The sequence below is a fragment of the Treponema bryantii NK4A124 genome, assembly GCF_000421345.1.
Lineage (GTDB): Bacteria > Spirochaetota > Spirochaetia > Treponematales > Treponemataceae > Treponema_D > Treponema_D bryantii_B.
On sequence record NZ_ATWV01000016.1, the window covers coordinates 1 to 18,985 of the forward strand.

Below are 18,985 nucleotides of genomic sequence, written 5' to 3' on the forward strand. Positions count from 1 at the left end.
AACTACAGTTTTGTTACACCTGATACAAATGCCGCTGAGCGTGCTATAAAACCGTTTGTAATGGCAAGAAAGAATTTCTTGTTTTCTGGCAGCGGCAAGGGAGCCGAAAGTTCATGCTTCCTTTTCTCTCTGATTGAAACTGCAAAGTTCAACGGCAAAGCTCCGGAAGATTATCTGCGTTGTCTGTTTGAAAAAGCACCATATGCTGAAACCGAAGAAGACTGGAAAAAACTCCTGCCATGGAACATCGAAATTACACCCTTCCAGTTCCGCGGCGAATGGATGGAACTAGCTAAATAAGGTTAGATTTGACGGATACATTTGAATTGCTGTAAACAGCAGATCCAAAAATTCATACTGACTCATTGCATTTGTGGTCAAAAATTTTGACCACAAATAATCCAATCTTTTTCCCCCTTTGAACAATCCCTCAAAAAGTGTTATTATTACCTAACTAGAAAAAAATGGATAAAAAACGCAGCGCTTCGATTCTTTTTAAGGCAATATCAAGAAATTTTTTCAAAATTTTGGTCTACTATCCAAAAATGGTGTATATGGCTTTTCATCAGCATAAATATACTGTGGACCAGATGTATGCTTATTGTCTTAAGATGATTAAGTTTGCGGTTGATGAGGCGGGGCTTAAGGTACAGGCTTTTGGGCTGGAAAATATTCCGGAAAAAGACGGTTTTTATCTTTGTGCGAATCATCAGGAAAAATATGATCCGCTTGCAATCTGGTATTGTTTTCCGCGGCAGCTTGGGGTAATTCTGGATGATGTTGCTACCCACAGGCCTTTTATCCGCGAGGTTTGCAGGCTCATCAAATCAAAAAAACTTGTTAAGCACAGCACTCACTCTGTAGTTAAGGCTTATTCCGAAATTACTAAAGAATTAAAAGCCGGCCAGAATTATATGGTCTTTCCGGAAGGCGGCTATGAAGAAGAGCAGGGCAAGCTTGGAGAATTTCACGCTGGAAGTTTTAAGAGCCCACAGCGTGCTCACTGTACAATTCTGCCGGTAGCCATTGTTGATTCCTACAAAATCTTTGACCGCGGTTTTCAAACAACAAATCCTATTCAAATTCACTACCTCAAGCCTATTGCGCCGGAAGAGTACGACGGCATGTCTACCACAGAAATTGCTGAGCTGGTAAAGGCCCGTATTCAGGCTCATCTGGACATCTACCAGAAGTAATTTTTTCCTTTTCTTCAATTCTGTTGTATAATTAATGCGAGGTATTTCTTATGAAAAAGAAGCTGCGCATTTCTGTTCTTGGGCTTGAGCTGATTTTTGGGGCACTTGTTTTTGGTGCCGTCATGTGTCTTGTAAATTCTTATAACGGTTACCGAGAATTTAAAAACGAACTGGAAGTTATTTACGGAACTGTAACCGAGCAGTTTGCCCAGACGGCAGCTACCTATGTAGACGGCGACAAAATTGACCACTGGCTTACCGACGGCGCTGACCAGGAGTGGGTAGAAACAACCAGGCGTCTTGTAGATATTACTGAAGCTGCAGAAATTGTTTATGTTGCAGTCATGAAGGTTTCAGAAGATTATTCACAACGTATTTATGTTTTTGACACTGTAAACAGCAAGGAAGTAAAAAGCAAGGTTTATGAGCTTGGCTACAGGCAGTCTCTTGAAAAGAAAACGGCTGATTATATCGAAAAGCTTCGTGACATTCTTGAGCGGGGCGAGAGTAACAGCATGTTTTCTTACAAAAAGGGTGGCGGCCATGTAACCAGCTCCGTTCCTCTTTACAATTCTGAGGGAAAGCCTTGTGCCATTGTTAGTGTCTACAAACCAATGCATGAAATTAAGGCCTATAAAAAGCGCTTTCTTAAATCTATCATAATCTGGGCTCTTGTGGTTACGGCTGTCTTTGTTGCTCTTTACGCTCTCTTTTTGTATATGGGAATTATCCGGCCTATTCTTTTCGTAACTGAAGAAACCAGCCACTTTGCAGAGCACCAGGGAGAGCTTACGGGAATTTTGAAAAAGGTTCACGGCCGTAACGAAATTGCTACTCTGGCAAAGTCTGTAGAAAAGATGAGTCTTGATATGAACCGTTACATCAAAGACCTTACCAATGCCACTGCCGAAAAGGAACGGCTTGGTGCAGAGCTCAACGTTGCTAAAAAAATACAGGCAGAAATGCTGCCCCGTGTTTTTCCTCCTTATGATAATCATAAAGAAGTTGAGCTTTTTGCTTCCATGGAACCTGCCAAGGAAGTTGGCGGAGACTTTTATGATTTTTATATGATTGATGATGACCACTTTGCAGTTGTTGTCGGCGATGTTAGCGGCAAGGGTGTTCCTGCGGCCCTCTTTATGGTCATTACAAAAACTCTTCTCAAGGATACCGCTGCCCACGAACTGGACCCGGCAAAAATCTTTGAGCATGTAAACCAGATTTTGTGCGAAGGAAATGAGAGCGGACTTTTTGTTACCTGCTGGCTGGGTATTCTTGCTCTTTCTACAGGCGAACTCAAATTTGCAAATGCAGGCCACAATGCGCCTCTTATTTCTCAGAATGGCGAAATCAAATATCTTACTACCAAGCCTAACCTTATGCTTGCCGGCATGGACGGTATTCCTTACACAACTCATACTACACAGCTTGCAGCCGGTGACCGTCTCTTTATTTATACCGATGGTGTTACTGAGGCAACCAATTCTTCAAACGAACTTTACGGCGAGAACCGCCTGATTACTGTTATGAAATATGCCATCGATAAATCTTCGCGCGGGGTGCTCGATATTGTCCGCACCGACATTGATGAGTTTGTGGAAGATGCTCCTCAGTTTGATGATATTACAATGCTTGAGATGACATATCTGGGAAAGTAGGGAGAGGGGCGATTTGGACATGAACGAGAGTAAAACATTAAAAATACAAGCTTCTGATAAATGCATGCAGGCGGTTAATGATTTTGTTCATTCCATGCTGCCGGCCGGCTGCGATGAAATGCTCTTAAATCAAATTGATTTAGCAGTTGAAGAGATTTTTGTAAACATTGCGCATTATTCGGGCTCGGCAGAGGCGGTTGTTAGCTGCGACTATCATATAAGCGGAGATGGCAGCGGAACTTTGACTCTTGTTTTTAAGGATAGTGGTAAGCCTTTTAATCCGCTGGACAAGGCCGATCCTGACCTTAGCTTGAGTGCCGAGGAACGCAGAATCGGCGGCCTTGGAATTTTCCTGACAAAAAAGTTTATGGATTCTGTGGAGTATGAGTACGTGGATGGGATGAATTGCCTGACGATTAAAAAGACCTTACTCCACGGATAGAATACTATCCATACCTGTAGCTTCGAGTACCTGCTTGCAGAAGGCAGATGGCTGGCGGATAATCATCTTACCACCTGTAGGCAGCATGAGCTTGTGAGCCAGCAGAATTACGCGCAGTCCTGCACTTGATACATACTGAATATTTGAAAGGTTCAGATAAAGTGTCTGAATATCTTTTGGAATCTGTTTAAGCTTTGCTTCGAGCTCTGGCGCGGTTCCTGTGTCCAGGCGGCCACCAATTACGAGTTCAAGAGCATTTGAAGATTTGTTTTCTGTTATAGTCATATTTTTACCTCTCTAATTTATTACATCGTGTCGCCGACAGCACTGCAGCAAACTCTAAAGCCAAGGCTGCTGCTCTTTCCGTTTGGAGCACTACCGCTGCGGTAGAAAACCGTACACTGCTGCGGGTCATCAAGCCAGCTTCCGCCGCGTTTTACGTGCATATCGCCTGTACTTGGGCCGTGTGGGTTAGTCTGTGCGCCGGATGGCAGATTTGGAAGATAATAGTCCCAGCACCATTCGGCAACGTTTCCGCACATATCATAAAGCTTAAGGCCGTTAGGGTCTTTGCAGGCAACGTCGTGTGTTGTAATTGCTGAGTTTTCTCCATACCAGGCAACGGCATTAATATTTGCGCTTCCCGCATAAGGATTTGGTGTAGAAGTTTTTCCGTCACGGGCTGCATATTCCCATTCTGCTTCGGTAGGAAGGCGGTAGCCGTTTGCCGTAAAGTTGCAGTTGATTCTCTTCCATACCGGGCTGGTGGCTTCAAAGGCGCTTAAATCAGTTGTCGTACCAATGCTGTAGCATGGCATAAGGCCGTTTAATTTGCTGAGCATATTGCAGTAGATGATTGCTTCGCACCAGTTTACACTTTCAACCGGACGGTTTTCGCCCTGCAGCTTGGAAGGATTTTTTCCCATTACGTGGGCGTACTGCATCTGAGTTACAGGAACCTCGCTCATATAAAAGCTTACCAGTGTAACAAGGCTGTTAGTAGAGCCGCCGCCCATTACGAACTGTCCGCCTGGAATCAAAATCATTTTTGGATTTTTATTGATTGTAACGCGCGATTTATCTTCGGTCTGTGCTACACCGGCACCTTCTTTTACAACTTTAACAGGAACGCCGCAGCGGGAACAGAATTTGTCCATTGTGCTGAGGGTGTTGCCGCATTCTTCGCAGGAACGTAAAACCTTAACATCGCTGGTAGGGTATCCGCAATTAAAACAAAAGTGTGCTTGGTCAGGAAGCATCGTGCTACATTTGATACATTTCATATAGTATATTATAAACCATATATTGAAAAATAGAAAACAGAAATCGTTACTGGCGTGGGGCTGTTAAAAATTTGTTCATTTTTTATGGAGATTTTTTCATTGATTTATAGGCCTCTCTGCCTTATCTTTAAATCAGATTATTTTATAAGAGGTTATTATGAAGGTTTTACTGGTGAATGGAAGTCCGCGTGCTAACAGCAACACACTGCTTGGCCTGCACGAGATGGAAAAGATTTTTGCAGAGCAGGGCATTGAGACTGAGATTTTTAATATCGGAAATAAAGATATCCGGGGCTGTATTGCCTGCGGCCGCTGTGGAGAATTAGGCCATTGTGTTTTTGATGATGCAGTGAACGAGTTTGCCAAAAAGTTTGAGGGGGCAGATGGCATTGTTGTGGGGTCGCCTGTTTATTATTCAGCTCCAAACGCAACTGTTCAGGCTTTCTTACAGCGCCTTTTTTACAGCAGTCATTTTGATAAAACTATGAAGGTTGGTGCCGGCTTTGTTTGTGCCCGCCGCGGTGGTACAACTGCTTCTTTTGATGTTTTGAATAAGTTTTATACAATCAGCGGAATGCCGGTTGCAAGTAGTCAGTACTGGAATAATATTCACGGGGGTGCCTGTGGAGAAGCGGCCCAGGATGCAGAAGGAATGCAGACTCTGAGAGTTCTTGCCCGCAACATGTCCTTCCTTATAAAGTCCATAGCTCTCGGAAAAGAGAAGTATGGACTTCCGGAAAAAGAAGAACATGCCTGGACGAATTTTATTTAATTTGCCGAGGTTTCGCCGGCAATTTTTCGTGCCAGGTAAACGAATGGTGTGTCCAGCAGGGAAGTCGCGATGTAAATTACATAGCAGCTTCCTGTGATTGCGAGAAGCTCTCGGAAGGTGTAGATTCCAAGGAAAGCTCCAAAGTTAAAGAGCACGATGTTTACAAACTGAGAAATCAAAGTAGAAAAATTGTTACGGAACCAGAGCATTTTTGTGTGGCTGCCGGTTTTCTTTTCTGTGAGATTCCACCAGGCGTGGTAAAGAGAAACATCAACAAATTCAGAAATTACGTAAGCAATCAGACTTGAAAGCAGCATGCGTGGAGTGTTAGAGAAAAGTCCGCGAACAAATTCGCTTGCCCAGTCGCCCTCGGCAGGAATGTAGTGAATCCACATAAAGCTCAAAAGAATAAAAGAAAGGCTTGTGAAAACGCCGGCAAGTACCCCCTTGTTGGCTTCCTTCTTTCCATAAAGCTCGCTGAGAATATCAGTTGCGAGGAAGGTTGCAGCAAAGAGTGTGTTACCCAAAGTCTGATCCATACCAAAAGCGTGCACAAGAATTGTAACTTCAATGTTTGCAAGAACTGTACAGATTCCAATCCAGGCGAAAAGTCCGCCTTTACCAAAAACTTTCAAAAAGAGCAAAGTGCCCCCGAAAGCCACCAAAAGTGTGATAACGAGAAAAAGTTCATTCATTTGAAATGACCTCAAAAAATAGAATTGACCTGGTTTTGATTCGCAGCTAGCGTCATTGAGACGTCTCCGTGTAGCTGCCGGCAGGAAGGACTTCGAACTGCCTCTTGTGTCAGAATAAAATATAGAATTTTTATGATTTATGCAATATACGCCGCTATGCGGCTACTCAACTACTGGTGATTCTTCCGCGTGGCGATGTGTGTAAATATAATTCACAACTGCCATGCTTATAATGATGATATAGCCGGCAAGGCTCATCCAATCCGGGAACTGGCCAAAGAAGACCAGACCGAAAAGGGTTGAAAAGAGAATCTGAGAATAATCATAAATAGATATTTTGCTTGCAGGCGCATGGTAGTAGGCTGCTGTAATTGAGAACTGACCTCCTGCTGCACAGCCGCCGGCACACAAAAGCATAAGAGTCTGCTGCAGGCTCATAGGATTAAAGCTTGTAATCATATAAGGCACAGAAAGCATCATTGAAAAGGCAGAGAAGAAGAGAATGATGATTTTGCCGTTGCATTTGAGGTAACTTAATTTACGGATGCTGGCGTAAGCGAGCCCCGCACCAACACCGCCCATAAAAGCAGCCAGGGTTGGAATCATCTGAGTGAAATTAAAGGATGGTTTTACAATCAAAATAGAGCCGCTGAAGGCGATGATAATGCAAACAAGAGGCACAGGCTTGATCTTTTCACGCAGAATTATGTAGCAGAATATAATAGTAAAGAAGGGCGCCATTTTATTGAGGATTGCGGCGTCGGCAAGCAAAATGTGGTCTATTGCGTAAAAGTTCCCGAACACTCCTACAGAGCCGGCAAAGGCGCGGAGGAACAGATAAAGCGGAGCTCCCTTAGGAATGCGAACTGCTTCGCGCCCCTGGTGGCGGACATCTCTCAAAGTTCCGCCCAGGGCAATTAAAAAGGCCACAGCGTTTCTGAAAAAAGCCTTCTGCACAAAGTGAATGTCGCCTGCCAGCCTTACAAAAACGGCCATGAGTGCAAAGAAAAATGCCGAGCAGATTATGAAAAATATTCCCTTAGAAGTGTTTGACAAGGACTTCATTTCTTTAATTATACTGCAATTTACGCTGCCCGACAACGACTAATCTTTCGCTTGACTTTTAGCACTTTGGTATTAGACTTGATTTATGTTCATTTTAGGGCAGACTCTGATTCTGCTGGGATTTGTCCTGCAGATTGCTAACTTGATAATAGATATCCGCTTTATTTTTTCCAAGAGGCATAATGTTACGGAAAACAGGAGAAGCCAGTTTCTTGACTTTCTGATTTTAAGTATGGTTGTGCTCTTTTGTGTTGTCTATCTTATTATTTTTTTTGTAAGAGTTCAGACTGTCTGGGTTGGAATTCTTTTGTTTGCCGGTGCGGTTTTTGTTACTACCGTGCTGCTTTGGATTTTTACGCTTACAAAAGAAATCAGAACTTCGGCCTTTGCTATTTCCGAAACCCTGATTGGAATTGTCGAGGCCCGTGACCCGAACCTCAATGGTCACAGCCTTCATGTTCAGGAGCTTTCGCTTTTGATTTATAAAAATCTGCCGGCCGGTTTTAGACGTAGAATAAATGAAGAAAATCTGAAATATGCGGCACTTTTTCATGATGTCGGAAAACTCGGAGTTCCAGAAGCAATTCTGAATAAGCCCGCTGCCCTTAATCCAGAAGAATGGAATGTCATGCGCCGCCACCCGGAAATCTCCGTGCAGATTCTACGCCCGCTAAAATCCTTTGAGCTCATTAAAGAATGGATTTTGTATCACCACGAGCGCATTGACGGCTCGGGTTATTTTGGCATTCCCGGCGACAAGATTCCTTTTGCCGCCCGCATAATTTCCGTAGCCGACACTTACTCCGCAATAACTATGGCCCGTTCTTACAAACCCGGTAAGTCTCACGAAGAGGCTGTCGAAATCCTGCAGCGGGTAGAAGGCAAGCAGCTGGATACCTATATCGTCTCTCTTTTCTGTACAATTCCAAAGGAAGAGGTTGTGGCCTGCATGGAAAGAGTAAAAGAGAAGATTCGTGAACAGTCTTCCGTTTCTGAAATGCTGGAGGTGTAGGTGGGGGCGTTACGGGGGCGGAGCCCCCGTAGAGAGGGACAGACAGGCATAGCCTGTCTGTGCGCATTTTGGAGGAGAAGCCTAAAACGGCCCGCTGACGCAGCCCGTTTTTTAACGGCTTTCCAATAAGAGCGTTTATTACATATTTTTTCATATAATCATACAATTTCAGGGCGCGGCGACTCGCTATAATCACCATTAGTATGAGAGATAATACTGTTAACATGACGGAAGGCAGTCCTGTCCGTCTGCTGCTGGCTTTTTCGGTGCCGATGCTGATTGGGAATATTTTTCAGCAGCTTTATAATCTTGTGGATTCGGTGATCGTCGGTCAGTTTGTAGGGGCCCAGGCTCTGGCGGCTATTGGTGCTACCGGTTCGATTACCTTTTTCTTTTTTGCGCTTTGTAACGGAATTGGTGCGGGTGGCGGAATTGTTACTTCTCACTTTTTTGGAGAGGGCAGCACGGACAAGGTAAAAAACTGTATTGCCAACACTGCTTACATCATGCTGGTGATTCCGACTACGATTGGTGCGATTGCCTTTTTTACTGCCGGCCCGATTCTGCACCTTCTCAACACGCCGGATTCTATCATGGCTGATTCAAAGGCCTATATGCAGATTATGTGCGTCTGCATGGTGATGATTTCGGTTTACAATTTTGCTTCTTCCATGCTGCGGGCTCTGGGTGATTCTAAAACTCCGCTTTATTTTTTGATTTTCTCCTGCATTCTCAACGGCGTGCTGGATGTGATTTTTGTTTACAACCTCAAGCTTGGCGTTTGGGGTGCTGGTATTGCTACTCTGATTTCCAATATGGTCTGCGGTATTCTCTGCCTTGTTTTTGCTTTTAAGACAAATCCATATTTTAAGCTGTCGAGGGCAGACTGGCGTGTGAATCCTGTAATTATTGGACGTTGTATTAAGCTTGGTGTGCCACTTTCCCTTCAGTTTTCGCTGATTGCAATTTCCTGCATGGCGCTTCAGCGTGTTGTAAACTCCTTTGGGCCTGTTGCAGTTGCGGCCTTTACAGCAACAAGCCGCATTGAGCAGCTGATTCACCAGCCTTATGGAACTCTGGGAACGGCTCTTTCAACTTATACCGGCCAGAACTACGGGGCAAAAAAACATGACCGCATTATAGAAGGCTACCGCAAGAGTATGATCATGATGGCGATTTTTACGGTTGTAATGATTCCGTTGATTCAGATTTTCGGCAGCCCGATTACAAGGCTTTTTGTAAAGGAGCCTGAAGTTATTGAGATGGGAGCTAAGGCTTTGAGAATTACCAGCTGGTTCTACATCTTCCTTGGCGTGATTTATGTTGTGCGCGGAGTTCTCAACGGAATCGGCGACGCCACCTTTGCGCTGATTAACGGTGTGACCGAAGTTGTGGGCCGCTTTGTTGTGCCGGTGGCTTTGGTCGCAATTCCGCTGATTGGGGTCTGGGGCATCTGGTGGTCGGTCGGAATCGTATGGTTCTTAAGCGGACTTACAGCCTGGTTGAGATATTTGTATATGAAGAAAAAGATATAATGGATTGCCGCGTCATTGCGAGGAGCCCGGAGGGCGACGTGGCAATCCATAATGACAATTCTTTAATGAGTAAAAAACTTGATGGTTGAGCCTATTGAAAGCACTGTATTATATGACCATATAATATGATGAAATCCCATAAAAAGCATAGTATAATTATTGCTGCAAGTATATATGCGCTGGCGTGTGGAACGTCAGCTTTTCTTATTTCCTGCAGCAATGCAAAAGGTGACCAAGGAGAAATAAAAATGAGTAAAAATTTTGATTCAGAAGTTAAACGTTTAACTAATATAAAGGCTTTCAGCCTGGCTGATGTGAAGCTTGAAGACGAATATTTTCTTGATGTAACTCAAAAGGATATTGATTTTTTGAACACCTTTGATGTGGACCGGCTTTTATATAATTTCCGGCTCACAGCGGGGCTGCCGAACAAGGCAAAAGCACCGTATAGCGGCTGGGAAAACACCCGAATCGGCGGACACACTCTTGGGCATTACCTTGCGGCTGCGGCACAGGGAATCGCGGGCGGTTATGGGGACTGCAAGGGGAGTGACGGAGTGAGCCTGTGCGAGCGTCTTGCTTTACTGATTGAAGGCCTTGCAGAATGTCAGGCAGCAAGTGGCCGCGACGACCGCTGCAAGCCGGGCTTTATCTTTGGCGCCACAATGGCAGACCCGGCAAAGCCAGAGCTTCAGTTTGATAAGCTGGAGGCTGGAAATCAGGCAGACACCTGGGTGCCCTGGTATACGATGCATAAAATTATGAATGGCCTTGTGGAAACGGCTAAGCTTGCGGGTGGCCAGACGGCTGAGTGTGCCCTGGACATTGCAGAAAAGCTTGGCGAATGGATGTACAATCGAACCTCCCGCTGGGACGAGGAAACAAGAAAGCGCGTACTCTCTGTTGAATACGGCGGAATGAACGACTGTCTTTATGAGCTTTATAAAACTGCGAAGGCGGCCGGCTATGCACAGGCAGATCATTTTAAGCAGGTAGCCCATACTTTTGACGAAGAATATCTTTTTAAGGAGATTCTGACGGCACCGGCGGTAAAAGGAAAAGATGCCAATATTTTGAATAACCGCCACGCAAATACAACTATTCCAAAGTTTGTTGGCGCAGTGAATCGCTGTCTTACTTTGAAGGAAGAAGGCGACCCTGCATCTGAAGCAGAACAGAAGCAGTATCTTGAATACTGCAAGGCCTTCTGGAATCTGGTTACCCAGCATCATACTTATATTACCGGCGGTAACAGCGAGTGCGAGCATTTTGGTAAGGATGATATTCTTGATGCAGAGCGCAGTAATACAAACTGTGAGACCTGTAATGTTCACAATATGCTAAAGCTCACCCGTGCCCTTTTTATGCTGACCGGCGAGCGCAAGTACGCAGACTATTACGAGAACACTTTTATCAACTCAATTCTGGCTTCTGTAAACCGCGAGACCGGAATGACAACTTATTTTCAGCCTATGGCTACCGGCTGCTTTAAGACCTACTGTAATCCTGATGTAAACAAAAACTTTTTCTGGTGTTGTACTGGAACCGGCCTCGAAAACTTTACCAAGCTGGGCGACAGTATTTATTTTTATGATGATGAAAATGCGGCTCTGATTGTGAACCAGTATTTCAGCTCGACTGTAAACTGGAAGGCTCGCGGCATAAAGCTTTTCCAGAAATCAGACATCCCGATGGGAGAGGCTGTGACCTTTACAGTGGAGGCTCTGGGCGAGTCTGCAGCGGCCCTTTCTGATTTCACTCTGGCCCTTCGCATTCCGGACTGGTGCTGCGGTACTCCATCACTTTTGATAAACGATGCCGACGCTGATGTCAAAAACTTCACCGAGCAGGACGGCTATCTCCTGGTCAACAGAAAGTGGCAGGCCGGCGACACAATCACGCTGACCCTTCCAATGGAAATAAAGGCTTATACTCTGCCGGACAATCCGAATGCTGCCGCCTTTAAATACGGTCCTGTAGTTCTTGCTGCAGAACTCGGTCGCGACGATAAAATGAAGCTGCGCCAGGTCGGCGTTCAGTGCGATGTATGTGCAAACAAGATTATCCGCGGAATCGAAATCCCTCTCAACGGAAACTACGGCGGCACAAATAACCTTAAGCCCCTGGCCCCGGAATACATCAAAATCAAAAATGCGGACAGCACCGAGGCCTTCCTTGCGGATATCAACTCGCACTTTGAGCGGGAGCCGGGAAGTTTGAATTTTATTTTGCGGGATATTGAGTTGAATGATGGTGGTTTCGATACGTCCTCCGGACTACTCAACCACCGTGGAGAACTGAAGTTCTCACCATACTACCTCATCAACAATCAGCGCTATGGTATTTACTGGCTTTACGTTACAGAGCTGCCAAAGCAGACAGAAGCCGACGACGCAGAAAAAGAACTGGCAAAATATACATTTATTGAAGGAATTGGTGTAGGCTACGGCGCCCAGACAGAAGGCAACGAGACTACTGCCCCATACATGCAGGAGACAGGCTCCGGCTCAGTTGGAAACGCAGGCGAACTTACCCGCTATGCAAAGGATAAGGGCAGCTTCTCTTATGTCTGCAAGGTTATGCCTGACAAAAAGAACTTCCTGCAATGTAACTTCCTCCGCGAAGACAACGGTAAGCGAATTATCATTAAGGCTGCTGAAACAGACACTCTTATTGCAGATTACATTCTTTCCTGTGACGGTTCGGAAGAAAAGTTCTTTAAGATTTTTGAAATACCGGAAGCCCTCACAAAGGGAAAAGACGGCCTGAGAATAGATTTTTCTGCTGCAAGATGGTCTGATTCAGCCCGCCTTGCAGCTCCGTTAAACACTCTTTTTCTCGGCAGCAATTAAGGCTTCTACCTCTTCTCTGTGAAGAGGTTCGTTTTCGACATAGGCTTTTTTGTTTTTTTCAATTTCCTCATAAGGCCAGACCCGGCCTTTGTTCATGCCCGGGCACTCAGCAGCGCATTCATCCCAGGTTGCCTTGTCAGCAATCATCCAGGACCAGAAAGGGTAGGTTGAACACTGGATAGGGCGTGCTTCATAAGCAGAGCAGCCGTTTTCCCAGAGTATGCAGTCGTAGTTCTTTTTTTCCTGAAGAGAGAGTACCTGAGTACCGTAATAGTAGTCTGCCCAGCGGCAGTATTTTGCAACAAAGTCGCTCACACTCATTTTGAAGTGCGAACAAAGAGTCATCAGGTCGCGCTTAGAAAGATATACAAAGCCAGGTGAGTGACCGCAGCAGTAAGAGCAGCGCTGGCATTCAAAATGGAGTCCGTTTTTGTAGAAGCAATCTTTTGTGTTTTCCATAAGTAAAAGATGCTGAAACAAGTTCAGCATGACGCGTATTTGTCATCCTGAACTTGTTTCAGGATCTATGTGACACGCTTAGATTATCACAAACTTACCGGTTTGAGAACCCTGAGGCAGGGATCAGTCAGCTCAATAATCAGAGGGAAGTGGGCCGGTGTAAGCATAACAGTTTCGCCGTCGCACTGCATGAGAATAGACTTGTCATAAGAAAGCCTAATTTTTTCTACAGTGTGCAGGGATGCGATTGGAGTGCCCTTAAAAGAGCCGTCTACAAAGCGGTGATTTTCTTTAATCAGATTCCAGAGGGAAATTTTTGGAGCAAGGCAGAAGTTATTTTCATCCGGTAAAACCTTATGACCACCACCGTAAACCCTATAGCCGGAAGCACCAAAGGCCATTAAGGTAAAAGGCATATTTATCTCATCAGTTTTTACATTATCTTTACCAAACATTTCGATTTTAGCATTGCCCAGAGGAAATACCTTGTCGTAAGTAAAGCCGCTTAGAGGAACGCAAAGATGATAAAAGTTTCCTGGCAGTTTCTTTTTTACAGTGTTAGTCATATGAACAACGTAGGCGTCTAGCCCCAGACTGGCAATGTTAAAGGCATACCATGGAGGCAGAAAATCCGGATCTCCGTATTTTGCAGGATTTTTTCCATCCGCACTTGCAAGAATATCAGCTTCCGAAGGCTCTTTTTCCGGATAGATTCTTACAGCTCTTTCGTTTGCAAAAACAAGACCGCCGCGTAAAAGCTCAATGGTTTCTTCGATTTTATGACCATCAGTTCCATCATTACCGGTACCAAGCGGTAAGCGCAGGATTGTTATATGATTTGTAATTGCATCGTGATGTTTTGGCCCCTGCATGGCTTCTTTAAAAAGTGCAGTCTGAACCTCCAGAGAAGTACCATCGCCGCCCGCAGTAACGATAATGCTTTCAGTATCAGCTTCATCACTTGCAATCAGCTGGGCTACTACAGATTGTGTTAAATCTTTTGCATGTCCTGCATATTCAGTAGAAAAATCTTATAAGACACAGAAGCTGCGCATTCAGGCTGGGGCATGGCTTCTTTTTGAACAGAGGAAAGATATTTTTTAAGCCTTTCTGATTTTGCAGAATTTGTAAAACACCCGGCTGTTTTATTTGCAATAAAATAAAGAAAAACCTTCTTTTTACTCCACAGCTTGTTACGTGCTACAAGGGAGCTTATGCATTCAGCAATATCCTGGGGTGTAAGATTTAAGTCCATATTTAACTATAAAACCGCTTATATAATTTAGTCAAATAGATTTTTGTAATAGTTTTGAAGATTATTATTCTTTTGCAATTTATGGTATTTAGGGTATATAATATTTGTTATAAATGGATGAGTTAGAAGAACACTTAGAGATTGACAGACAAAAGATTCAGACATCTGTTGGCTTACAGCTGCCAATAGAAATGACCTCTTATACCCTGCCTCGAAACACAGAGGTTTATATTCGCGGAATAATGGAAATATTTCTTGAAGAATGTCACCAGGATCATCTTAAGGAATATCTGAACTTCTGTTTGAGTGAGCTTTTGACCAACGCTAAAAAGGCAAATACAAAGCGCGTCTACTTTCAGGAAAAGGGGCTGGATATAAATAATCCTGAGGATTATGAAAAGGGTATGGAAAACTTTAAGATGGATACCCTTACAAATATTGACCACTATCTTGAGCTGCAGAAAAAAGCCGGCCTTTATATAAAACTTTCACTTAGAATCCTTGCCGATAAAATCTACATAGAAATCCGAAATAATAGTACATTAACAGTTTTTGAAAAGGAAAGAATTCAGCAGAAGCTGGACAGTGTTCAGCAGTATAAGGAAATGGACGAGGTATTTACAAACGTACTCGACCAGTCTGAAGGTGCCGGTCTTGGTATCATCATCATCATTCTTATGCTGCAGAAGGTAGGTCTTTCTAAAGAAAATTACCAGGTACTTTCTGAATATGATGAAACTGTAACAAGAATTATTCTTCCTTGTAATCAAACCGTTTTTGCCGGTGTAGAAATGCTTTCTTATGAGTTTGTTAATCTTGAAGATTCAATTCCAATTCTTAAAGAGCATTTTGATGAAGCAAATAAGATTGTAAATGCAAGTGAACCTATAGACCGCAAGGCTCTTAATGAAGTAGTTCGAAAGGATTTGTCTTTGTCCCTGCTTGCTATAAGAGCGGCTGTTGATAAGGAAAATAAATTCCTGAATCTGCAGAAGGCTATAGCACTGCTTTCTGATTATGATTTAAAATATCTTTACAGCGAAAGTAATCCAAGAAACCGCTTAGTAGAAAATCAGGGCTTCTTTGAACGGATTTTACTGCACTCAAGAAAGGTTGCTTATTATACTTATATGCTTTATATGAACTGCTCTGTAAAAGATACCTTCCCTCAGGATGAAAATCATATGTACCTTCTGGGACTCTTTAATAGTCTTGGTGCAGTTCTTCTTGCTGGTGCAAGTAAAAATCAGATGGACTATATCACCGAGCTCAGCAAGCAGTATACTGATTATGGTGACAAGATTCTTGACCTCTTTATGCATAGAAATGCTTCTACTTATTTGAGTATGGTGGCTGCAAAACGCTATGGCTTTGACAGAAGCATTTATTATGACCTTGTAGGCTGGAATGGACTTTCTATTGTTCCGGAAGAAGATAAAAACAGAATTGCAATTCTTCATCTTGCCGAAATGGTAGATTTTTATTCCCGCGGTATGGTCGATTTTTATCAGGTCGACAGGTACGCTCTTAAGCTCTTTAATATTATTGATGAGAATCAGTTTAATAAGCTTTCAAAGGATTTAATCGAAGGCTATAAAAAAGAGTACGGCGAAGACTAGCTTAAAGATTCTACCCACTTCTGCATTAAAATTCCAAATGCCACACCAACATTAAGCGATGCCTTAAGTCCCTTCATAGGGATTGTGACTGTGCCGTAAGTGGCGCGGGCAAGGGCTTCGGGGCTCACCCCCAGCTCTTCTGAACCGATTATGCAGATACCCTGTTTTGGAAAGACGAAATCGTTTATGTCTGTGCCGCCGGTTTCCAGGGCAAATACAGGAAGGTCTGCCGGCAGCTGGTCGAGCCCGCAGCGTTCCCAGCCCATAGTTTCTATGCAGCCCATGCCGGAGCGGATAGCTCTTGGCTGTGTCGGGTCTATACAGTGGGGTGAAATTAAAACCTTTTCTGCACCCATTGCTTCTGCAGTACGGAAAATTGAACCAATGTTAAAGGGCGAGCGGATATCTTCTGCGTAAACACAGACTCCAGGGAAAAAGTCGCGGGCGCGGACGGTGCCGTCTTCGGCAGTGCCGGGGCTGTGGGGCGCGATAACAAGGTCCCATTCCGCAGGAAATGTACCGAGCAGCTCAAGCAGGGTGTTGCGGGCGTAGTTGCAAAGGCGGAGCTCGTCCAGCGGTTCTGCCGCAAGCAGTGCGCGGATGCGCGCGCCGGCATCTTTGCTTAGCTTCGGATCCCGGAGTAAAACTGCTGCAACCTGCTTTATATATTCGGCGCGCGGCAGACTATAGTTGTACTCAGTGCCTTTTTCTGCAATTCCTAAAATATCGCGTTCAAGGGCACCAAAGGTGAGGGCGAGTTTGCGGCGCTTCTGACCGCCTTCGAGTTGAAAAAGTTTTCCGGGTTCAATCATTAATATGCTAATTTCACAAAATCAAACAAGTCGTCTGTGGTCATACTGCGTGGAAGATTGTTTATAAGGTTTACAGCCCTTATATCTTCAACCGGCAGAGAAAGCTGTTCGATTGTAAGATTTAAGTCTTTAAGACGGGTTGGCAGAGCAGATTTAGCAATCTTCTGGCGTACATATTCGGTAAACTGTTTTGCTGCATCTTCTCCGCTTGATTCTTCAGGGCAGGCACGCAGAATGTGAGCCAGCTTATCAAGTTTTGCAAGCTTAAACTTTGTCAGATCTTCCAGCTGGAAAGGCAGCAGAATAGAAGAAATAAGCGACTTAGACTTGTGGTAGCGTGAATAAATGCTCAAAGAAAGCAGAGTACCAATACCCACAGAAGAAGCGGCGGCTCCAAGAGAAATCATACAACCTGCCTGGGCCAGAAGCACTTCTGCCGGAGTTGTAATGTCGAGAGTAGGGGAACCGTCCAGAGCGTAAGAAAGAATCTCAAGCCCTTTTTCTACAAACATATCACTAAAGAAGTTTGCTTTCTGTGAAAGGTATGCTTCTACTGCAATAGAAATCAGCTCAATGGAAAGTGAAGCCTTCTGGTTGTCTGTAAGGGTAAGCATAAGGTTAGGATCTGTAAGAACAAGCTTGCAGACACCGCCCTGAACACGCAGAAACTTAAGCTGATGGCTTCTTGAATCTACAATTGGAATGTCCTGGGTAAACATAAAAGGACTTCTGTAGGTTGTTGGAATACAGATACATGGAATTGCGTTTGATGTAGGAAGGGCTCCGTCTACAAAGTTATAAAAATCGTGAACTTCGTTGTAGTAAGCGGCAACGGCGCGGCCTACCTGAATGGCCTTTTCACCACCAATTGCGATAATTCCGTGAACATGACCTTCTTTTGCAAGGCCGAGAGCGCGTGAAATAACCTGGGTGGTAGGGCCTTCTGCGAGTTCTGCAAATACAAAGCTTTCAATCTTGCGGTCAATTAAAGACTGCATAATCTGGCCTGCAAGCTGGGCCTCATTAAGCATAGGGTCCATAATTACCATATAGCGTGAACCCCATTCGTGTACCTGGGCACCCAGTCGTGCAATTGTGTATGGGCCTAAAATAATATTTGGATTGATTCTGAATGCTAAATCTGCCATTTTATAACTCTTCCTTATTTATATACAATGTGATTTCGATACGCCCTTCGGGCTACTCAATCACCGGTGGTTGAGCTTGTCGAAACCACCGTAAACAAAAAAAGACGGAAGCTCCTTCCGTCTTTTTCGTGTCTGTTAAAGACCACTGTTAGATACCAAGTGCAGACAAGAACTTATCTGCAGCTGACTTAATAACAGCATCATTCAAGTAGTTAGGATCCTTGAGCTTTTCTTTTACTTCGGCAACGCGATCTGCTCTTACATCTGGAGTCTCATTAGCTACTTTCTCCAGGTAGTAAGCTTCGGCCATTTCTTTGGCTTCTGCAGAAACGCTGATAGAATCGTATTCGCGGTCTACCTTTGCAGAGCTTTCGGTTTTGCGGAGATTCTGAACATTGTTTACCTGAGTAACATTGTTTACACCATTTATCATCATAACGTCCTACCCCTCTACCCTTTAATTATCGGTAGATTCTTCAGAATTCTTAATATTTTTTACACCAGAAATAAAAACTGCAAACTCACCTTTTATGGATTGTCGCGAAGAATAATCATTGTACAGGTCAACGGCCGTGCCACTGGTTATCTCTTCGTGCAGTTTTGTCAATTCACGTCCTACAACGATGCGCCGGTTACCTTCAATATCGGCAATGTCCGCAAGAAGTTTAGTAATTCTGAACGGACTTTCGTAAATAACTACCGCATTTCCGGTTTCCATCAGCTCTTTAAGGCGGCTGCGGCGCCTTCCTGGTTTTGGAGAAAGAAATCCCTCAAAAATAAGTGTTTTACCGCCCGTACCCGCAACGCTCACAAGAGTTGCAAACGCAGCCGGGCCTGGAATCGGCACCACATCAAAACCTGCCTGGCGAACGACATCTACCAGAACTGCTCCCGGGTCAGAAACTCCAGGAGTTCCTGCATCGCTTGCATAAGCAATATCGTGTCCTTCTTCCAGCAGTTTGACTATCTTTTCCCCAGCAATTCTTTCGTTTTGGGCCCTGCAGGAAATAAGCGGCTTTTTGATTTCAAAATGATTCAAAAGCTGCAGCGTATGGCGGGTATCTTCCGCTGCAATGAAGTCTACGCTTTTGAGCGTTTCAATTGCACGGTAAGTTATATCACCAAGATTCCCAATCGGAGTTCCAACAACAAAAAGCTTTGCCACGCATATATTATAGAATG

At 44.3% G+C, this 18,985-nt stretch carries 20 protein-coding genes; 10 read left to right on the top strand and 10 right to left on the bottom strand.

Features of this window, described 5'->3' with window-relative positions; genetic code table 11:
• From G626_RS18365 to G626_RS0113275, 4 genes are all read left to right on the top strand, one after another.
• Window positions 1–300, top strand: a 300-nt coding sequence (locus tag G626_RS18365; protein WP_022933274.1) for an IS66 family transposase, incomplete at its 5' end; no start/stop codon positions are given.
• A 254-nt stretch (window positions 301–554) separates the two neighbouring features.
• Complete coding sequence (locus G626_RS0113265) at window positions 555–1,196, top strand: lysophospholipid acyltransferase family protein (protein ID WP_196800497.1); 642 nt, start codon at window positions 555–557, stop codon at window positions 1,194–1,196.
• A gap of 50 nt (window positions 1,197–1,246) precedes the next feature.
• Window positions 1,247–2,854, top strand: coding sequence for a PP2C family protein-serine/threonine phosphatase (locus G626_RS0113270; protein WP_022933276.1), 1,608 nt, complete (start codon window positions 1,247–1,249; stop codon window positions 2,852–2,854).
• A 19-nt stretch (window positions 2,855–2,873) separates the two neighbouring features.
• Window positions 2,874–3,296: an ATP-binding protein gene (locus G626_RS0113275; protein WP_022933277.1), complete on the top strand. Its 423-nt coding sequence runs from the start codon at window positions 2,874–2,876 to the stop codon at window positions 3,294–3,296.
• Here the strand turns inward: G626_RS0113275 and G626_RS0113280 are convergent.
• Both G626_RS0113280 and G626_RS16755 read right to left on the bottom strand, forming a co-directional pair.
• Window positions 3,282–3,581: an STAS domain-containing protein gene (locus tag G626_RS0113280; protein ID WP_022933278.1), complete on the bottom strand. Its 300-nt coding sequence runs from the start codon at window positions 3,579–3,581 to the stop codon at window positions 3,282–3,284. The two genes, G626_RS0113275 and G626_RS0113280, sit on opposite strands and share 15 nt — an antisense overlap.
• A gap of 20 nt (window positions 3,582–3,601) precedes the next feature.
• Entirely contained in the window at window positions 3,602–4,579 is a 978-nt protein-coding gene (locus tag G626_RS16755; protein WP_081647555.1) for an SUMF1/EgtB/PvdO family nonheme iron enzyme, read from the bottom strand.
• 157 nt (window positions 4,580–4,736) lie between these two features.
• Here G626_RS16755 and G626_RS0113290 point away from each other — a divergent pair, with 157 nt between their 5' ends.
• Window positions 4,737–5,351 carry a flavodoxin family protein gene (locus tag G626_RS0113290; protein ID WP_022933280.1) on the top strand — a complete coding sequence of 205 codons (615 nt, stop codon included), beginning with the start codon at window positions 4,737–4,739 and terminating at the stop codon, window positions 5,349–5,351.
• On the opposite strand, the gene G626_RS0113295 is transcribed toward G626_RS0113290, so the two are convergent.
• Window positions 5,348–6,046: a queuosine precursor transporter gene (locus G626_RS0113295; RefSeq protein ID WP_022933281.1), complete on the bottom strand. Its 699-nt coding sequence runs from the start codon at window positions 6,044–6,046 to the stop codon at window positions 5,348–5,350. The genes G626_RS0113290 and G626_RS0113295 overlap by 4 nt on opposite strands.
• A 162-nt stretch (window positions 6,047–6,208) precedes the next feature.
• Window positions 6,209–7,111 carry a DMT family transporter gene (locus tag G626_RS0113300; RefSeq protein WP_022933282.1) on the bottom strand — a complete coding sequence of 301 codons (903 nt, stop codon included), beginning with the start codon at window positions 7,109–7,111 and terminating at the stop codon, window positions 6,209–6,211.
• 85 nt (window positions 7,112–7,196) lie between these two features.
• On the opposite strand from G626_RS0113300, the gene G626_RS0113305 reads away from it, so the two are divergent.
• From G626_RS0113305 to G626_RS16760, 3 genes are all read left to right on the top strand, one after another.
• Window positions 7,197–8,123 (top strand): HD-GYP domain-containing protein, encoded by a 927-nt coding sequence (locus tag G626_RS0113305; RefSeq protein WP_022933283.1) that lies wholly within the window; start codon window positions 7,197–7,199, stop codon window positions 8,121–8,123.
• A 203-nt stretch (window positions 8,124–8,326) separates the two neighbouring features.
• Window positions 8,327–9,658: an MATE family efflux transporter gene (locus G626_RS0113310; protein WP_022933284.1), complete on the top strand. Its 1,332-nt coding sequence runs from the start codon at window positions 8,327–8,329 to the stop codon at window positions 9,656–9,658.
• A gap of 248 nt (window positions 9,659–9,906) precedes the next feature.
• Window positions 9,907–12,510 (top strand): glycoside hydrolase family 127 protein, encoded by a 2,604-nt coding sequence (locus G626_RS16760; RefSeq protein ID WP_022933285.1) that lies wholly within the window; start codon window positions 9,907–9,909, stop codon window positions 12,508–12,510.
• On the opposite strand, the gene G626_RS0113320 is transcribed toward G626_RS16760, so the two are convergent.
• Entirely contained in the window at window positions 12,481–12,969 is a 489-nt protein-coding gene (locus G626_RS0113320) for a YkgJ family cysteine cluster protein (RefSeq protein ID WP_027727200.1), read from the bottom strand. The two genes, G626_RS16760 and G626_RS0113320, sit on opposite strands and share 30 nt — an antisense overlap.
• Before the next feature lie 86 nt (window positions 12,970–13,055).
• Complete coding sequence (locus G626_RS0113325) at window positions 13,056–13,940, bottom strand: diacylglycerol/lipid kinase family protein (RefSeq protein ID WP_331270667.1); 885 nt, start codon at window positions 13,938–13,940, stop codon at window positions 13,056–13,058.
• On the opposite strand from G626_RS0113325, the gene G626_RS18315 reads away from it, so the two are divergent.
• Window positions 13,906–14,073 (top strand): hypothetical protein, encoded by a 168-nt coding sequence (locus G626_RS18315; protein ID WP_022933288.1) that lies wholly within the window; start codon window positions 13,906–13,908, stop codon window positions 14,071–14,073. The genes G626_RS0113325 and G626_RS18315 overlap by 35 nt on opposite strands.
• Before the next feature lie 264 nt (window positions 14,074–14,337).
• On the top strand, window positions 14,338–15,843 hold the full coding sequence (locus G626_RS0113335; RefSeq protein ID WP_022933289.1) for a hypothetical protein: 1,506 nt from the start codon (window positions 14,338–14,340) through the stop codon (window positions 15,841–15,843).
• On the opposite strand, the gene G626_RS0113340 is transcribed toward G626_RS0113335, so the two are convergent.
• The 4 genes from G626_RS0113340 to rsmI all read right to left on the bottom strand — a co-directional run bounded on the left by G626_RS0113340 (window position 15,840) and on the right by rsmI (window position 18,968).
• The gene (locus tag G626_RS0113340) at window positions 15,840–16,655 is read right to left on the bottom strand and encodes a TrmH family RNA methyltransferase (protein WP_022933290.1); all 816 of its coding nucleotides are present in this window, start codon (window positions 16,653–16,655) and stop codon (window positions 15,840–15,842) included. The two genes, G626_RS0113335 and G626_RS0113340, sit on opposite strands and share 4 nt — an antisense overlap.
• Window positions 16,655–17,803: an iron-containing alcohol dehydrogenase gene (locus G626_RS0113345; protein ID WP_022933291.1), complete on the bottom strand. Its 1,149-nt coding sequence runs from the start codon at window positions 17,801–17,803 to the stop codon at window positions 16,655–16,657. The genes G626_RS0113340 and G626_RS0113345 overlap by 1 nt, the downstream gene beginning before the upstream one ends.
• Window positions 17,804–17,951: 148 nt before the next feature.
• A complete protein-coding gene (locus G626_RS0113350; protein WP_027727202.1) occupies window positions 17,952–18,239 on the bottom strand; it encodes a flagellar biosynthesis anti-sigma factor FlgM in 288 nt (95 codons plus the stop codon).
• 21 nt (window positions 18,240–18,260) lie between these two features.
• Window positions 18,261–18,968: a 16S rRNA (cytidine(1402)-2'-O)-methyltransferase gene (rsmI, locus tag G626_RS0113355; protein WP_022933293.1), complete on the bottom strand. Its 708-nt coding sequence runs from the start codon at window positions 18,966–18,968 to the stop codon at window positions 18,261–18,263.
• Window positions 18,969–18,985 lie beyond the last annotated feature (17 nt).

Excerpts from the sequence above, each read along its gene's own strand:
- G626_RS0113295 (WP_022933281.1), bottom strand. The coding sequence starts at position 6,046 with ATGAATGAACTTTTTCTCGTTATCACACTTTTGGTGGCTTTCGGGGGC.
- G626_RS16760 (WP_022933285.1), top strand. The coding sequence starts at position 9,907 with ATGAGTAAAAATTTTGATTCAGAAGTTAAACGTTTAACTAATATAAAG.
- G626_RS0113275 (WP_022933277.1), top strand. The coding sequence starts at position 2,874 with ATGAACGAGAGTAAAACATTAAAAATACAAGCTTCTGATAAATGCATG.
- G626_RS0113345 (WP_022933291.1), bottom strand. The coding sequence starts at position 17,803 with ATGGCAGATTTAGCATTCAGAATCAATCCAAATATTATTTTAGGCCCA.
- G626_RS0113310 (WP_022933284.1), top strand. The coding sequence starts at position 8,327 with ATGAGAGATAATACTGTTAACATGACGGAAGGCAGTCCTGTCCGTCTG.
- G626_RS18315 (WP_022933288.1), top strand. The coding sequence starts at position 13,906 with ATGCTTTCAGTATCAGCTTCATCACTTGCAATCAGCTGGGCTACTACA.
- G626_RS0113270 (WP_022933276.1), top strand. The coding sequence starts at position 1,247 with ATGAAAAAGAAGCTGCGCATTTCTGTTCTTGGGCTTGAGCTGATTTTT.
- G626_RS0113300 (WP_022933282.1), bottom strand. The coding sequence starts at position 7,111 with ATGAAGTCCTTGTCAAACACTTCTAAGGGAATATTTTTCATAATCTGC.
- G626_RS0113265 (WP_196800497.1), top strand. The coding sequence starts at position 555 with ATGGCTTTTCATCAGCATAAATATACTGTGGACCAGATGTATGCTTAT.
- G626_RS0113290 (WP_022933280.1), top strand. The coding sequence starts at position 4,737 with ATGAAGGTTTTACTGGTGAATGGAAGTCCGCGTGCTAACAGCAACACA.
- G626_RS0113320 (WP_027727200.1), bottom strand. The coding sequence starts at position 12,969 with ATGGAAAACACAAAAGATTGCTTCTACAAAAACGGACTCCATTTTGAA.
- G626_RS16755 (WP_081647555.1), bottom strand. The coding sequence starts at position 4,579 with ATGAAATGTATCAAATGTAGCACGATGCTTCCTGACCAAGCACACTTT.
- G626_RS0113340 (WP_022933290.1), bottom strand. The coding sequence starts at position 16,655 with ATGATTGAACCCGGAAAACTTTTTCAACTCGAAGGCGGTCAGAAGCGC.
- G626_RS0113305 (WP_022933283.1), top strand. The coding sequence starts at position 7,197 with ATGTTCATTTTAGGGCAGACTCTGATTCTGCTGGGATTTGTCCTGCAG.
- G626_RS0113350 (WP_027727202.1), bottom strand. The coding sequence starts at position 18,239 with ATGATGATAAATGGTGTAAACAATGTTACTCAGGTAAACAATGTTCAG.
- G626_RS0113280 (WP_022933278.1), bottom strand. The coding sequence starts at position 3,581 with ATGACTATAACAGAAAACAAATCTTCAAATGCTCTTGAACTCGTAATT.
- G626_RS0113335 (WP_022933289.1), top strand. The coding sequence starts at position 14,338 with ATGGATGAGTTAGAAGAACACTTAGAGATTGACAGACAAAAGATTCAG.